Source organism: Psychroserpens jangbogonensis, assembly GCF_000797465.1.
GTDB classification, from domain to species: Bacteria; Bacteroidota; Bacteroidia; order Flavobacteriales; family Flavobacteriaceae; genus Psychroserpens; species Psychroserpens jangbogonensis.
Genome location: NZ_JSWG01000006.1, coordinates 337,475 through 355,013 on the forward strand (window position 1 = coordinate 337,475; position 17,539 = coordinate 355,013).

General features: G+C 33.1%; 8 protein-coding genes. 7 read left to right on the forward strand and 1 reads right to left on the reverse strand.

Annotated elements, in window-relative coordinates; all coding sequences use genetic code 11:
* Positions 1–22: 22 nt before the first annotated feature.
* On the forward strand, positions 23–931 hold the full coding sequence (locus RH81_RS04945) for a M23 family metallopeptidase (protein ID WP_081988219.1): 909 nt from the start codon (positions 23–25) through the stop codon (positions 929–931).
* 5 nt (positions 932–936) lie between these two features.
* Here the strand turns inward: RH81_RS04945 and RH81_RS04950 are convergent, their stop codons facing one another.
* Positions 937–1,554 (reverse strand): peptidase associated/transthyretin-like domain-containing protein, encoded by a 618-nt coding sequence (locus tag RH81_RS04950; protein ID WP_033958514.1) that lies wholly within the window; start codon positions 1,552–1,554, stop codon positions 937–939.
* Positions 1,555–2,045: 491 nt separating this feature from the next.
* On the opposite strand from RH81_RS04950, the gene RH81_RS04955 reads away from it, so the two are divergent.
* From RH81_RS04955 to RH81_RS04980, 6 genes are all read left to right on the forward strand, one after another.
* Positions 2,046–2,477, forward strand: coding sequence for a hypothetical protein (locus RH81_RS04955; protein ID WP_338152373.1), 432 nt, complete (start codon positions 2,046–2,048; stop codon positions 2,475–2,477).
* A gap of 274 nt (positions 2,478–2,751) precedes the next feature.
* The gene (locus tag RH81_RS04960; RefSeq protein WP_033958754.1) at positions 2,752–4,065 is read left to right on the forward strand and encodes a hypothetical protein; all 1,314 of its coding nucleotides are present in this window, start codon (positions 2,752–2,754) and stop codon (positions 4,063–4,065) included.
* Between the two features lie 52 nt (positions 4,066–4,117).
* Positions 4,118–5,581, forward strand: a complete 1,464-nt coding sequence (locus tag RH81_RS04965) for a T9SS type B sorting domain-containing protein (protein ID WP_033958517.1) — start codon at positions 4,118–4,120, stop codon at positions 5,579–5,581.
* Between the two features lies 1 nt (position 5,582).
* Complete coding sequence (locus RH81_RS04970) at positions 5,583–8,204, forward strand: PorP/SprF family type IX secretion system membrane protein (RefSeq protein WP_052172419.1); 2,622 nt, start codon at positions 5,583–5,585, stop codon at positions 8,202–8,204.
* A 73-nt stretch (positions 8,205–8,277) separates the two neighbouring features.
* Positions 8,278–16,500, forward strand: coding sequence for a T9SS type B sorting domain-containing protein (locus RH81_RS04975; RefSeq protein WP_033958527.1), 8,223 nt, complete (start codon positions 8,278–8,280; stop codon positions 16,498–16,500).
* A 31-nt stretch (positions 16,501–16,531) separates the two neighbouring features.
* Positions 16,532–17,533 (forward strand): PorP/SprF family type IX secretion system membrane protein, encoded by a 1,002-nt coding sequence (locus RH81_RS04980; protein WP_033958529.1) that lies wholly within the window; start codon positions 16,532–16,534, stop codon positions 17,531–17,533.
* The last annotated feature ends 6 nt before the right edge of the window (positions 17,534–17,539 follow it).

A 17,539-nucleotide genomic window follows, 5' to 3' on the forward strand; every position in this document is an offset into this window, starting at 1 on the left:
ATTAGCGTTTTTTATTAAATTTATGAAATTACTTTTCACATTCCTTCTAACTGTAGTGTCTTTAAGTATTTATAGCCAAAAAATTCCTGATCTAAAAATTGTTGATCAATTAGATTTTGAGGTTATAAAAAAAGCAGATTCAACAGATACAATTATCAAGCTAGATACTATCGCTCCTATTGATATTAAAGCTGAAAACTGGGACCATACCGTTTATAATCCGTTTAAAAATGAAGTTGTGATGTTTCCTTTACAATTAGAATTTAAGGATTCTACTTACGCTTCACCAATTAGCAAAAACAAAGTGGTTACATCTCGTTATGGATGGCGAAGAGGTCGAGGTCACAAAGGCATCGATATTGATTTGATTACTGGTGATAGCTTGTTTTCAATGTTTGATGGTATTGTAAGAATGTCGAGATATTCTAGAGGTCATGGTAAAACCGTAGTTGTTAGACATTACAATGGTTTGGAAACTGTATACGCACATTTGTCTGCATATGGTGTGAAAGAAAATGACTCTGTATTTAAAGGTCAATATTTAGGTAAAGGTGGTGTTTCTGGAAATGCTAGAGGAAGTCACTTACATTTAGTAGTGAATTACAAAGGCATCGCAATAAATCCAGAATATCTATTTGAATTTAATGATTCAAATTCTATAAGATCAAATGAAATTTGGGTTACACAACAATGGACACGTACTTATGTCCACAATTCAAAACGACAAAGTAAAATTATTCCTTTATTAACTGAAGAAGATGCTATCACAAGCTTAAAGAAGCAAAAGAAAATATACGTAGTTAAACGTGGTGATACCTTGTCTCGAATTTCAAAAAGAAACAACATAACAATAGCAGCAATTTGCAAAACAAATGCAATCAATAAGAATTCTGTTATTAAACCTGGTCAGAAATTAGTGATAGAGAAATAGTACTTCTATTTTGTACTCTCTATATCTAAACCTAAAACAATATCTTTCTGTACAACACTTAAACCATCTACAGTTTTAAGCTTAAGGATTCTAGTAGGATCTCCTTTTTTAGCCATTCTTCTACGACATGTTTTAGATAAAAATGGGTCTTCATCAAAAAGAAATGAAGCAATTTCATATGCGTCTTTAGAAGGTTCTTTAACTATAGGAAATAATTGTTGCATCTGGTTGAAACGTCTATCATTTCCTGGAACGTATGTATAAAAGGTATAGGTTCCATCTGCATCTGTCTTTATCCAACCTCTATTGTGCACATAACGTTTCTCATTATTATATCTTAAATCGAAATCACCATTTTCATCTGCCTGATCAATATATAAGATAACGTCACTAGCAGGAGTAACACCATCACTTTGATATATAGTTCCAGTAATTTTAAGTTTATTCAATTTTGATTCAAAACCAGGAATAGTATCGGTGTTGTTTAATTGAAGTTCTGTATAATCATATATAGGACTTCTGTTTAAAAAGTCTTCAGAAACTTCAATAGATTCCTGTGCACTAATAGAATAATTAGTACCAATTAAACAGGTCAAACAAATAAAGGTGAATAGGTATTTCATTGTGGTTAAGCATTTTGGGTTACACCAAATTTCAATGATTTATATCCAAAAGCTTAAAAAAATCGAATTAACGTATAAATAACACGACGAAATGTGTCATTATGCAAATTCTAACGTTTAAATACAAGAAATTTCACGATTTGAAGAACATCAGTTGTGTATTAAAAACACCAGATTAATGTCAGTTTTTTATAAATAATGTGTTTGAATAAAACCAATAATTATATCGAAAAAATCAAGAATTCAACCATTTTAAAGCTGAAATTCAGTTAAAATACTCAAAAGTATTTCGTCGTGAAAATTTGCATTTAATCCAGTAAAAATGCACTTTATCCAAGAAATACGCATTTCATGTGTTAAGAAAATTTGCAAAAAATCTTTAAATTAAGTTGTTTTTTTTAATAAAATGTATAGATTTGCTTCACCCAGATTAACTAAAAACTCAAAAAATGAGAACAAAATCTACTTTATTAATCCTAACTTTTTTCCTAATGACAGGAATAGGTTTCGCTCAAAACAAAAAGACGACATCTAATAAAAAGAATACGTCAATGAATATCATTACTGGCAAAGTAAACATTTCAAAATACCATAGCCATGATGAATTAGACAGAATGTCTAAAGGAGAATTACTTACTTTATATACAGAACGTATTAAAGTTATTGTAAACATATTACCAAATATTGCTTTTGCTACAAAACCTGGTATTACGATGTCAGATTTAGGAATTCCTGATACGAAGGAAAACAAAAAGGCTTTAGAAAATAATGTTGATGCTTCAGTAAGCTATTTTGATAGTACTATTGAATTTCAGAAAACAATTTTACCATACTCCGATACACGAGATCTAATTGCAGCAATTCTATTTTATGAGGAAACTCTAAAATCATTGCATACCTATAACGATTATAAAACTGATTAGTCGCATCCGTTTTCCAATAGTTTAATACCAAACCTCAACTTAATCGTTGAGGTTTTTTTATGTCCAACCCTATATGCATAACCTCTTGATTTCTCGATAATTAATTATAGAACTTAAATTCAAGTCAATATCATCTCAATTTTGTAGGAAAAATACTAATCATACATTAAAATAGTGCATTTCGTCGATATTATTTGCATTTCATAAGTATTAATCATATGTTTGGGTCAATATTTAAGAGCCCGCTTATCTAAACTAAATGAATTTAATCACTATGAAAAAAATTACTCAAATTACACTTTTATTCTTACTAGTGTATGGCAATGTTTTTGCTCAGCAAGAAAAAGGAATCATTGGCTATGATAATTGGCTAAACCCTTGGACTGAATTTAAACCTAATAAAGTTGATTACGGTACACCTACTCAAATCTTAAGTGGAAGTATTACTAGAGACACCAAATTGTATAAGAGTGATACTTATTTGCTTTTAGGTGATGTCTTTGTTACAGATAGCACAACGCTTACTATTGAACCAGGTACAATCATCATTGGTGACTTCGTTACCAAAGGATCTCTTACTATAACTAATGGTTCTAAAATAGTTGCGAACGGGACTTATACAGACCCTATCGTTTTTACATCTGGCAGAAGTTTAAAGAAACCCGGTGATTGGGGCGGATTGTTTATTCTTGGTGATGCACCGACTAATAAATTTGGAAATGAGGATGCCTTAAATTATGGATTGGAGTCAACTGATGCAAAAGATATTAGTTATGGTGGTGATAACTGTGATAGCTATTCAGGAATCTTACAATATGTGAGAATTGAATATGCAGGTAAAAGAACTAAAGACTATGGATACTTTAACGGATTAACGTTAGCTGGTGTTGGTCAACAAACCATAATCGAAAACGTAATGGTTAGCTATTGTGAAGGAAACTCATTTAATATATTGGGTGGAGACGTTAACCTAGAAAAGTTAGTGTCTTACAAATCTAGTATCAATGACTATGAATTCAATTATGGTGCGCAATGCAAAATGTCAAACTCTTTAGCGATTAGATCACCTTATGCATCAGGAGCAGAAGTTTCAAGATGTATAAATGCTATCGCTTATGATAAAAGAGAAGATGCTGATTTATCAAAAAAACAAACCAGTATTCTAGCTGAAAATTTAACATTGGTTAATTTAAGTGATGATCTTAACTACGATATAAAAGTTGGTTTAGTAAACGAAGCTATCTTCATTGGTGAAAATACTTCATTTACAATTGACAACAGTGTTATCTCTGGTTTCAATCCTGCAGTAATCTTAGACAATAAAATTACAATAAACAGCGAAAACTTAGAACAAATCGGTTTTACTAGAACGTACTTTAATAACTGTAAAGGCAATATTTTTATTAGATATAATTCTAATAATGAGGATTTAGAAAATTGGTATGGTAACAGAGCATTTAATAATGTGTACTCTAAAGGTCCAGATGCTGAAACATTCATCGATTTAAAAAATTCAAAACGACCAGATTTCAGATTAAGAATCAATAGAATCTTTGCCGCTAATGATGATATTGATGACAATGACTAATCAATAGTATTTAATTAATAAAGCTTATAGAATAGAAAATTACAGCCCCTAAATGTACACTACTAAATTTGCATATAAACTATTTATTGGATTATGCTTTTTTGTCCTTCTAACCCAAGAACAATTAAATGCACAAATAGTTATTGGAACTCCAAACTTGGGGTTTAGTCAAGCGTGTGCGAGTGAATCTTTTAACACCTACAGTACTACTTTTGTTTTTTCTCCTGCGAGTGCTTTAAACGCATCAAATCAATTTTCAATAGAAATGTCTGATGTTGATGGAGATTTTACAAATGCAACCGTAATCTATACGTCTAGTCCTGGAAGTGTAACATCTTCACCTGCAACATTAGATTTCTCTTTACCAGAAACAACTGCTGGTGAGAATTATAAAATAAGAATTAAAAGTAATGCACCTGCAGCCACGAGTTCAAATTCAACGGCTTTTGCAGCATATTATAAAATTCAAGATTCACCATTTACAATAAACAATTTAGTATCAACAGCAGCTTATTGCTCTGGAGGAAATTATCTTTTAACTATAGATAATCCTGGTTCAGGAACAAATGATTCACCTCTTAACTATCCGTCTTTAACCTTTAATTGGTTTAAAGAAACTGGTCCAACAACATCTGTTATTGTTGCTGAAGGTCCCACTCTAACTGTTACTGATGAAGGCACTTATTTTGCTGAAACAAATTATGGTACATGTACATCTAATTCATTTTCAAATCGTGTAATAGTAACTGAAGTTTCTTCAGGAGAAGCTAATGCTGGAATCGCATCTAGTTTAGGTAATCCATTTTGTCCAGGTCAAGGTGTCACAACCTTAACAACTTTGGCAGGAAACAGTTACCAATGGTTTAAAAATGGCGTTGTGATTTCTGAAGCTACAAATCAAATGTATGAAACTAATGAATCTGGAACTTTCGCTGTTCAGGTTGATTTAGGAAACTGTTTTGCTACAGGTGCAATAGAACTTGTTAGCGAATTATTTGATGCTACAATTAATGTGTCAGAAGAAAATACTATTGAAGAAGGAGAAAGTCTTTCAGTCTACTTTACAACTACAGCTAACAATCCAGAATTTGAATGGTATTTAGATGATACTTTAATTACTGATGCTACTCAAGATAATTATGAAGCTACAGAATTTGGCAACTATATAGTGGTTGTGAGTGAAACTTCGGGTTGTATTGCATCAAAAGAGTTCGCTTTTCAAATTAACGAAGCAATTGATCCTTTTCCTGAAGTAGAAAAAATACCAAATGTTGTAAGTCCGAATGGAGATGGATTTAACGACACTTGGATTATTCCAACAAAATATGTTAATGGCACAGATACCAACGTAATGATCATGACCAATCGTGGAAAAGTGATATTACAAACGGACAACTATCTAAATAACTGGCCAGAAAACGATTTGAATTTAACAAGCATTAACCAAGTCTTTTACTATGTGATAACCACATCAGATAATGAAACTAAAAAAGGCTCAATAACAGTAGTAAGATAATATGAAAACACATCTTTTGGTTTTAGTATTATGTATCTGTTCTATACAGATGTTCTATTCTCAAGAAGATGATGGAGTGGTCTCGCTTAGCCTACCAGTAAGAAATTCATTAACCTTTAATCGCTTTGTAATCAACCCTACATTCAGTTTTGTTAGAGAGCAACATAAATACATCAGTATTTTTAATAAAAGAGAATGGGTACAATTTGATAATGCACCTCTCACCTACTTAGCGAGTTATTCAGGACGTTTTGGTGAAAATATTGGAGCAGGATTCGGACTGTTTCAACAAGATTATGGTGTTTTAACAACTTTTGGTGGTACTGTAAACTTTGCATATAATGTAAGAATGGCTAGAGATAGCAACCTTACTTTCGGACTTAACATTGGAGCCTACAAAAGCGGACTCAATACTGGTAATGTTATTACAAATGTTGATGATCCTTCTTTACAGAATATTCCAGATAATTTATTACTAACTATTAATCCTGGAATTAATTACGGTTTGGCATTTATAGACTTTGGTCTTTCAATAAACAACTTGGCAGTTTACAATTTTGAATCGTCAGAATTACTACAAGATAATCCTGAACAAGGGATTCAGGCACATATAATGTATACTGGATATATGAATAGCAGAGGTTTCTTTGATGAAGCTAAATTTTCTGGTCTTTTAAGATCTGAATTCAAAACGGATGAAACTATTATTTCTGCTATGGCAATGCTTACTGTACCTAAAGGAATTTGGGCGCAAGTAGGTTATAATTCTGTATTCGGAATTTCTGGTGGTGCTGGAATAAACATAACACCACAGATTGCAATAGAATACAATTTTGAAAAAGCAATTGGTGATTTAACCGACTTTGGTCCTTCACACGACATTACCCTTGCCTATAGGTTTAAAAATAAAGACTACTACGATTATAGTAGTGGTGATGAAGTAACTGGATTAATTTCAGGAAACAAGAAAAAACCAACTGTATCAAAAATATCTAAAGAAAAAGCTGAAGAAAATCGCAAATTAGCTGCAGAAAGAAAAGCTGAGCAACTGGTTCAACAAGAAGCTGAAGCACAAGTGAAACTATTAGCAGAACAAAAAGCTAAACAAGACGCTGAAGCACAGACAATACTATTAGCTCAACAGAAAGCTAAACAAGATGCTGACGCACAAGCATTACTATTAGCTGAACAGAAAGCACAACAAGATGCAGATGCTCAAGCTAAATTATTAGCTGAACAACAAGCTCAACAAGATGCAGATGCTCAAGCTAAATTATTAGCAGAACAGAAAGCTCAACAAGATGCAGATGCTCAAACTAAATTATTAGCTGAACAGAAAGCACAACGAGAGGCTGATGCTCAAGCCAAATTATTGGCAGAACAGAAAGCACAACAAGAAGCTGAGGCCCAAGCTAAATTATTAGCAGAACAAAAAATACAACAAGAAGCAGATGCTCAAGCTAAATTATTAGCAGAACAAAAAGCGCAACTAGAAGCTGATGCTCAAGCTAAATTATTAGCAGAACAACAAGCACAACTAGAAGCTGATGCACAAGCTAAATTATTAGCAGAACAACAAGCACAACTAGAAGCTGATGCTCAAGCTAAATTATTAGCAGAACAACAAGCGCAACTAGAAGCTGACGCTCAGGCTAAATTATTAGCAGAACAAAAAGCACAACAAGAAGCTGATACTCAAGCTAAGTTATTAGCAGAACAAGAAGCTAAAAACGAACTAATTACAGATCCAAAGGATGAACTTGGGAAATCAATGTTATCTATAACGAAACAAACAGAAGATGCTAAAAAATCACAAACTGATTTATTAAAACAATTTGATGACATTGTTGGAATTAAAGATAAAGACCTTAAAGATTTAAAAGAAGAGAATGATTTAAGTGAACAAGGTGTTACTGTTCAACCAAAACCATTTAAAAGTATAACTGCTGAAAACAATGCATTAAATGCTATTAAGTCAAATTTAGATAACATTATCACTACAAGAAATAAAAAGATTGATGAGTTACAAGAATTATATGAAGATAATTTTGAAGCAGATACGCTTTATAATGATGAGGTTTACTTGCATTACAGAAAAACTTTAAAGCGATTAAAAACTGAACAAGCTGAAGCAATATCGGCAAAAACTCAATTAGAGGTTAGACTTGAGGAAATTAGAGTTGCTACTGAATTTGAGAGAAGACGAAGAATTAAACGTGCTGCATTTGATAATGAAGAAGAACGTTTTTCTCAAGATAGAACAACATTACAGAACATCAAGCAGACTACAGCATTAACGAGTTCAATCCTAAAAGAAGAAGATTTCGATTTTGGAGAAGAGCAAAGTAATAACATCCAAATTCTTAAGAATGTCAAAAATGTTGAGAATGGATATTATTTAATAATTGCAGTTCATACTGATGTAGAAAAGAGAAATGACTTTGTTACTAAAGTAGTAGCATCAGGTCGAACGAATGTAGATTTCTTCTATGACGTTAACACTAGTGAATATTACATCTATTATGATAAATTCAATAGTATAGAAGAAGCTAATGAAGCATTAAAATCAAAAGGTAACAGACCATATAATAAAAAATTGTCCCTCGTAAAAATTGAGAATTAAAAGAATTATTAAGGCCTAATTCCTTTTTCAACATTGCCCTCGTTGAAAACGGAGTTAAAAAAAATTAAGTATCATGAAAAGACCTACATTTTCTAGAATCGCCATAATCGTTATGCTATTATGTTTTGGCCTTCAATTGCATTCACAAAATTATGAACCATTCACTCCTAGGTTTAATCAGGATTTGAAAGGTGACATTGTTCTTATTGGAAACAATATTCTTGGACCAGACAATAATGCGTTTAATGATAATTCAGTATACAATCATAATGTAGATATGAGGTATATTGATATTGATGCAGATGGTTCTACATTTAGTTCTTCAAGTGCTGATTTAGATATACCTAATCCGAATTGTTACAGAATAATATATGCTGGTCTTTATTGGGGCGCTGTTAATCCAGGAACAGAATCTATTACTGATGTAAAATTTAAAGGACCAATTGGTGGTTATAATGATATTCAAGGAACTATTATCTATGATGCCAACGGATCTACTGTTGATGGTGGAGATAGTTTTTCATATGCTTGTTTCGCAGATGTTACAGATATTGTAACAAGTTTTGGTCCAGGTATCGATTTAGGAACATACACTGTAGCAAATGTATCATCTGATGAAGGTGAAACTTCAACTTTTACGCCATATAATGGCACAGGACAATCCGCTGGATGGTCGCTTTTTGTTGTTTATGAAGATCCTACGTTACCAGGAAAATCTATTACAAGTTTTGATGGTTTTAGTGCAATTAGTGTTGCTGGAGGTAATCCAAATTTAGACATTCCAGTTGATGGCTTTAGAACTGTTCCTGCACCTGCTCCAGTTAGAGCAAATTTTGCATTTGCAACCTTAGAAGGAGATAGTCCTATTTTAGGTGATCGATTAAGACTTAATGGTGTTAGTTTATCTACTGCAGATCGACCAGCTTCAAACTTTTTTAATAGTTCGGTTACTCAGTTGAGTGCACTTCCAGTTAATAATAGAGTTCCTAATAGTACAAATACCTTAGGATTTGACACAGGAGTTATCGCTATTCCGAATCCTGGGAATTCTGTAATTGCCAATGATGCTACTTCTGGTACTATACGATTAGAAACTAGTGGTGATACTTATTTTCCATATTTCTTTGCTTTCGCTGTAGAAATTATAGAACCTAATATAGTTCTTACCAAAATTGTTGAAGATGATGCTGGAAACGACATTGGCGGAGATACAGTTGGTCTTGGTTCTTCATTAAATTATGTAATTGGTTTTCAAAATACAGGAAACGATAATGCTACTAATTTTCAAATTAGAGACATACTTCCTATAAATATTATTTTCAATTATCCAAGTGATTTGATCTTACCACCAGGTGTTACTGTTGTTAGTTATAATCCAACAACAAGAGAAATTATTTTTGCCATAGAAGATTTTTTAGTTGAAGAGAATGATCCTGTTTATGAAATCCGTATTGAAGCACAAGTAGTAGATGCTTGTAATCAATTAGCAGATGCATGTTCTAATATTATTAGTAACCAAGCTTTTGCTTCATACAATGGTTTTTTCAATCCTAATTTTGCTATTACAGATGACCCGAGTTTAAGTAGTAATACTGGCTGTTTATTATCGCCTCAGGCCACAAATTTTTTAGCAGATCTTGATTGCGTGTTTTCTGAAGACATTGTTCTGTGTGGTGATAGTGTAGATTTAACAGCTGCCAATGATTATGACACCTATTCTTGGTCTACTAGTCCTACTGGTACTCCAGTTATTGGAACAACTCAAACTATTACAGTTACAAGTACAGGTACGTATTATTCGTTTAATACTGCTATTGCTCCATGTCAATCAATTGAACAAGAATATGTTGTACAACTTTTTGGTGGAACAATTGAAAACCCTGTAATTCCTTATGCAGATGAAGTAGTAACCTGTCCTAATGATGGAAAATTATTACCAAATATCTTTTTATGTGGTGCCAATGATTCAAGGTTTATTCAAACAAATATCTCTGGAGCATCATCAATTATTTGGGAACAATTAGACGAGTCTAGTTGTGCTGCAGTTTCTAATCCAGATTGTGCAAATGAAGATGATTCTTGTACTTGGGATGAGGTTGGAACTGGTCCAGACTTTTTAGCTAATGCTTCAGGTCAATTCAGATTAACTATCAATTATGAAGGAGGTTGTTTTGTACAATTCTATTTTAATGTATATCAGAATTTATTAGAACCGACAGTAATAGCTACAGATATTATATGTACAACACCTGGAAGTATAACAGTTAATGACGTTCCTTCAGGTTACGAATACAGCTTAGATAATATAAATTTCCAAGCAAGTAATGTGTTTTCAGTTAACACAGCAGGGAATTATACAGTTTATATTAGACAAATTGGAGTTCCTACTAATCCATGCGTATTTACTGTTCCAGATGTCTTAATTAGAGAACGCGATTTTACAGTTTCAACAACCATAATTCAACCACTATGTAATGGTGATTTAGGAAGTATTCAACTAGCTGCTAATGATGTGGATCCTCAGTATTCTTATGAATTATATCAAGGAGCTACCTTAGTAAATAGTGTTGGACCAATCTTGGAGAACACTTACATATTCGAAAATTTAAATCCAGGAACGTATACTGCTACAGTAGAAACTGAAAACGGATGTACTTATTCTGAAAATATTACTATTATAGAACCACCTTTATTAACAGTAACTGCTGCTATCACAATTCCATTAACATGTTCAGATGGTGAGATTACAGTTTATCCTGTAGGTGGAACACCTCCATATTTTTATTTTATTAATGGTTCTACAGACTTTCAAACAGTTCCAGAAATTGTAGTAACGACACCTGGAGTTTATGATATTACTGTTGTGGATTCTAATAACTGTAGTGCAAGCACATCAGTTACTGTTGATGCAATTCCTGAACCTGTTTTCAATATAACAAGTACGGATATTACTTGTGCATCTGCTGGTGATTCTGGAACAATTACAATAAATGTTACTGCTTCAAATGGATTTAATATCGAGTATAGTATTGATGGTGGATTGAACTTTTACAATTTTAATACATTTACTGGACTTGCCGCAGGTGATTATGATGTTGTAGTACAATATTCAACTGGTTCAACGGTTTGTGAAACTATTCCACTAACGGTTACAATTTTGGCAAGTGATGCCATTGACGGAACAGCAGAGCTTACTGCAGATTACACTTGTAATTCAAATGGAACAATTACAGTAACAGGCGTTACTGGTGGTGATGTTCCTTATACATATAGTATTGATGGTGTTAACTTTCAAACGAGTAACATCTTTACAAATTTAACAGATGGTACTTATACGATTACAATAAAAGACGCAAATGATTGTACGTCTATTACAAATGAAATTACAATCAATCCATTAAATCCTCCTACGGATTTAGCGTTTGACAATTTACCAATTACTTGTCCGACAAATACAACTACGGTTACTATTACAGGAACAACAGGAGGTACAGGTGTTTTAGAATATCAAATTATTGCACCAACTGCTAGTGCAACTCCATATCAAACCTCAAATATATTTACAGGATTAGAGCCTGGTACTTACACATTTCAAGTAAGAGATGAAAACGACTGTATTTACAGTGAATCTTACACAATTGATCCAATACCAACTCCTACAGTAAATGTAATCCTAACAGAAGATTTAGATTGTACGACATCACCTGATGCAATAATTTCAGGAACGATTTCTGGACCATCACCTTATACGTATGCTGTATCAATTAATGGTAGTGCATATTCTCCATTAGGTGCAACAGGTGCAACATTTAATTATGCGACAGCAACTGCTGGAACATATCAATTTGAAATAACAGATGCAAACGGTTGCACTGCAGAATCAACAGTTATTATTGTAAATCCAATTTCATTACCTGACTTAAGTCTTGTGGTACAAACCCAAGACATCTTATGTAATGGAGATACAAATGGCGCTATAGAAATAACTATAGATACTTCAGTTGGAACACCTCCTTTTTTAATCAATATTAATAATGATACTACAGGAACAAACTATGGAACACAAACTTCTGGTTTACCTGCTGGTAGTTATACGATTACTTTAACAGATGCTAAATCTTGTACTGCAACCGAAACTATTACCATAAACGAACCTGATGCTATTGTCTTAGATTTCACAACTGTAGATATCACGTGTAGTGCAGGTGGAATATCTCAAGGTTCTGTAATTATAAACTCAGTAACTGGTGGAACACCTCCTTATAATTATTTTGTTACTGGAACAAATGGATATTCTAATTCTGAACTTAATAATGCAGGATCAACTTCTGTAAGTTTTGATGTAGTTGATTTTGGTTTATATCAAATTAATGTAGTTGATGCCAATGGTTGTTCAATGTTAGCTCAAGATGTATTAGTTGCCTCTCCTCCTACAGATTTAGATATCTCAATAAATTCAACAGTAGATTGTCTTGCTGGTGGTGAAGCAGTTGTAAGTGTAGGTTCTACATTAAGTAGTTCTGGACCTTTCTTCTTTAGTATTTACCAAGGGCCAATTTCAGTTTACCCAAATCCTGTAGGATCATGGATACCTGAAGATTCTCCTGGTAGTGAATCTGCTACTTTTACAGGCTTAACTCCTGGTGTTACTTATACTTTTATAGTTCATGATGCGTCAACAAATTGTAGCTATTATGAACCTGCTACTGCACCTATACCAACTAATTCAACATTAACTCTAAATGCTATTAGTTCAAACAATATTACATGTACAGGTAGTGCTGATGGTAATGTATCGTTTACAATTAATAGTGTATACGGAACTCCTGTTAATGTAGATTACGAAATATTTGATTCATTAACACTTAATACAACAGGTGTCACTGGATCAGGAATTGTTCCTGCTGGCGGATCGCTTGCAGTAAATGATTTAGGTCCTTTACCTTTTGGCAACTATTTTGTTTCTATTTCAGAAACATCAGGACCAAATTCAGGGTGTGGAGTTGTAACGGTTCCATTCAACATTACTGAATCTGCTATTTTATTAGACTTACAAGTTTCAATAGATCAAAATGCAAATTGTAATGCAAGTTCTGGAGTAATTAGTGCTATTGGTCAAAATGGTACAGCTCCATATCTATATCAAGTTACTACTACACCTACTACTCCACTCGCTACTGATTCCAATTGGGCATCAGCAAGTGTATTCAATTTAGATTCAGGAAGTTATTATGTGCATTTAATAGATGCTTATGGTTGTATTCAAACCAGTCCTGTTGTTGTTTTATTAATGGATCCAACTCCAGTAATTTCAGCAAGTGTTACTAATTTATGTACTGTAACTGAAGGATATTTTGAAATAGATGTCGCTTTAGCCACTCCTGGTATTGGCCCATATAGTTTTAGTATAAATGGTGGAGCTTACCAAACGCAAACTGCTCCATTCACAATTTCAAATTTATTTTCGGGCACACATACTATTGAAATACAGGATGTGAATGGATGTGGGAATTTAGTATCAATTGATATTCCTGCTCCTATTGAAATTTCAGCAGATATAACATCATTATCAACATGTAATAATGACGATGGCGAAATAACTGTAATAGGCTCTAATGGTTCAGGTTCTTATTCATATAGTATAAGTCCAAATCCCGCTTCAATCACTTTAATAGGAAATGTGTATTCTGGAGTACCATCTGGAATCTACACGATAACAATAACTGACACTATAACGTCTTGTACAGAGGAAATCACGCTTTCAATACCTGAAGCTACTCCTCCAACATTTACTATGACTCCAACTTCAATAACTTGTTTTGGTGATAATTCAGGCTCTTTTGAAATTAATGTCAATGGATATTCTGGTACTTATGATTATGAAGTGTTTGATAGTTTAGGAGCTTCTGTCACCGGAATTGTAAACGCAAATACATCAACAAACCCATTAACCGTTTCAGGTATGTCAGCAGGAATTTATTCTGTAGTAATTACCGAAACCGAAAGTCCGTTTTGTTCAGTAACATCAAATGTAATAATATCATCTCCAGCCGAAGTTTTATCATTATTAGCTTCGGAAACATCTAATGTGACTTGTGATAATAGTCAAGGTACAATTACTGCAATTGCAAGTGGTGGTTGGGCAACTTATGAATATGAATTAACTGGTGATGCTACTGTTGCTTATTCATCTAATGGAGCTTTTACAGATTTATCAGCTGGTAATTACACTGTAAATGTTAGAGATGCTGAAGGTTGTATCGCTTCTGTTAATGTTGTTTTAATTGAACCAACACCAATAGATGCAACATTTACACCTAGTACAACTTTATTATCTTGTTTTGGAGACCAAAACGCAACCATAACAATAAACAATGTTACTGGTGGACAAGGAATTGAGTTTTTATTTACGCTTAATACTATTCTGCCAACGGCAAGTACATCTGGTCCACAAACCTCAAATATATTTAATGATTTAGCGGCTGGAACATATTCTGTAACTATAACTGACAGCTTAGAATGTACTTTAACTTCAGTTGAGATAGTTATAACTGAACCAACACCTATTCAAGCAAATTTAGTAACAGAAACAACACAAACCTGTTTAACAGAATCGACACTAACATTAAGTGCTTCAGGAGGAACAGGTCCTTATACGTTTAGTACTGATAGTACTTTCTCTACAATTTTAGGAACATTTAATTCATCTACTACATTTACAGTGTCGGATGGAACGTACCAATATTATGTAAGAGATGTGAATGGTTGTATTGCTAATTTATCTAACGAAATTACAATTGACCAACTACCAGAATTACTAATCAATTTAGAATCTACTAATCCTACAATCAATTGTGCAGGAGATAATACAGGTAGTATTATTGCAACAGCACAAGGAGGTTTAGGAAACTATGTGTATACATTAGAAGATTCAACAGGTACTACAATTCCTGCAACGCAAAACAGTCCAGGCTTCTTTACTGAATTAGTTGCTGGAACATATATTGTAAATGTAGAAAGTGGTGATTGCGAAACAATATCAGCTCCAATCACAATTACAGAACCTATTGCGCCTTTAGAAGTTGAGTTTACAGTCAATAATATTACTTGTAGCGGAAATAATGATGGTGTTTTAGTGATTAATGCTACAGGTGGAACTGGCACAATTCAATACGCCATTTCGCCTCAATTGAATCAATTTTTTGAAACTAATGTTTTCGAAAATTTAGCTGCAGGAACTTATGATGTAATTGTTCAGGATGTGCTAGGTTGCTATATAACTTTCAACTTTACCATTACAGACCCAGAACAAGTAATTCTTGGTATTGTTCCAAATTCAATGTTTGAAGAAACATGTGAAGGTGAAAACAATGGTGAGTTTAGCATTGATATTTCAGGTGGTACTTTACCATATAGTGTGAGTTTAGATGATTATAATGGCACTTATACAACAGGAAGTTTAGCACAAACAGTATTTGATTTTAATGGATTAAGCGGAGGCGATCATATCGTTTTTGTTCGTGATGCAGAAGGTTGTGAAACTGAATGGAACATTACGTTTCCAGATTCGGTTACGTTTGACCCAATCCTTGAAATTGAATTTTTATGTAAAAACAACAGCCTAAGTAATACAGTTACTGTTACTGTAGATGAAAATATAACTGACATTTCACAATTAGATTATTCGTTAGATGGAGGTCCTTTTCAAATGAGTAATGTATTTACAGATGTCGTTGCTGGAATTGGACACTTCATAGATGTTAGACATACTAATGGATGTATTAAAACTACAGAGCTGTTTGATATAGAATCTTATGAGCCTCTTTCCCTTGTATTAGTTCAAGGAGATGAACCAGGTGAAATCATTGCAAACGCAACTGGTGGAACTGGTATTTATCAATTCTTTCTTAATGGACAAGATTACGGAGATACCAATGTTTTCATTGTAACAGATGAAGGAAATTATACTGTAAGAGTTTTAGATAGTGCTGGCTGTGAAGCCATTGCTAGTATTAATATTGACATTTTAGGACCTTGTATTCCAAATTACTTTACTCCAAATGGAGATGGTACAACAGACACTTGGTCTCCAGGATGTATTGAAGATTTTCCAAACCTCACATTCGATATTTTTGATAGATATGGACGTAAAGTTGCTACTTACAATGTAGGTGAATATTGGGATGGAAGATATAATGGCACAGAATTACCAACAGGTGATTACTGGTATGTGGTTAACCCAAATAGTCCAATATTAGACAAGCAGTACGTTGGACATTTTACCCTTTACAGGTAATGGTACCTAAAGAATTATAAAAATTATTAAAATGAAAAAAATTACACTATATATTCTTTTTTTGGTCTTTACTTCTAGTTATGGCCAAGAATTAAATTTACCAGTTTGGACGCAATACTTGGCGGATAACAGTTTTGTTATTTCACCAACATACGCAGGAATTGGAGATAATTTAAAAATAAGAGCTAACGGACTAACACAATGGGTAGGAATTAAAAACGCTCCAGATAATCAATCGATTTATGCAGATTTTAGAATCGCGAGTCGCTCTGGTGTTGGAATATCTGCTTATAATGACACAAACGGAAATACACGTCAGAAAGGTGTAAAATTCTCGTATGCGCATCATTTAATTTTAGATTATACATCAAAACAATTTCTGTCTTTCGGAATATCATACAATATCAATAGTTTTAGAGTTGCCATTGAAGATTTTGACAATGGTGATGGAACACCAATAGTCGACCCTAGTATTACTGATGATAGATCTATATCAAACAATAACTTTGATGTTGGATTTCTATATCGATATAAAGATTTCTATTTCAGTTTTAACGCAAACAACTTCTTAAATAAAGATCTTGATGATTTTATTGGTCTTGAACCAAGTAAATTACTAAACTACCAAGTTTACACAGGATATGTTTATTCTCCTAAAAAGAACAATAGTGTTGAATTTGAGCCTTCAATATTTTACCAAATGTTTGACAGTGATAACCGTTCTAGTACTGATGTTAACTTTAAATACAGACAGTTTAATAGAGATGGTGATTACTATTGGGTAGGTGGTTCTTATCGTTTCCTTAATGACCAGTTTTTTCAACCATTAAATGTTGGACCAATGGCTGGAATTATGAAAAATGGGCTATACTTTGCCTATGCTTATCAATTGACAATGAATGACCTTTCAGGGTTTAATACAGGTACACATGTTGTTACCATAGGTATTGATTTACTTCAAGGTACTAGTGAATGTGCATGTACAAGAGGTACAAGTTACAGAAAGCATAGAAATAACGGAACGAATAGATAATAGTAT

What these genes read in the sequence shown, in the direction of transcription:
- RH81_RS04980 (WP_033958529.1), top strand. Translation starts at nt 16,532, where the DNA reads ATGAAAAAAATTACACTATATATTCTTTTTTTGGTCTTTACTTCTAGT.
- RH81_RS04970 (WP_052172419.1), top strand. Translation starts at nt 5,583, where the DNA reads ATGAAAACACATCTTTTGGTTTTAGTATTATGTATCTGTTCTATACAG.
- RH81_RS04960 (WP_033958754.1), top strand. Translation starts at nt 2,752, where the DNA reads ATGAAAAAAATTACTCAAATTACACTTTTATTCTTACTAGTGTATGGC.
- RH81_RS04945 (WP_081988219.1), top strand. Translation starts at nt 23, where the DNA reads ATGAAATTACTTTTCACATTCCTTCTAACTGTAGTGTCTTTAAGTATT.
- RH81_RS04975 (WP_033958527.1), top strand. Translation starts at nt 8,278, where the DNA reads ATGAAAAGACCTACATTTTCTAGAATCGCCATAATCGTTATGCTATTA.
- RH81_RS04950 (WP_033958514.1), bottom strand. Translation starts at nt 1,554, where the DNA reads ATGAAATACCTATTCACCTTTATTTGTTTGACCTGTTTAATTGGTACT.
- RH81_RS04965 (WP_033958517.1), top strand. Translation starts at nt 4,118, where the DNA reads ATGTACACTACTAAATTTGCATATAAACTATTTATTGGATTATGCTTT.
- RH81_RS04955 (WP_338152373.1), top strand. Translation starts at nt 2,046, where the DNA reads ATGACAGGAATAGGTTTCGCTCAAAACAAAAAGACGACATCTAATAAA.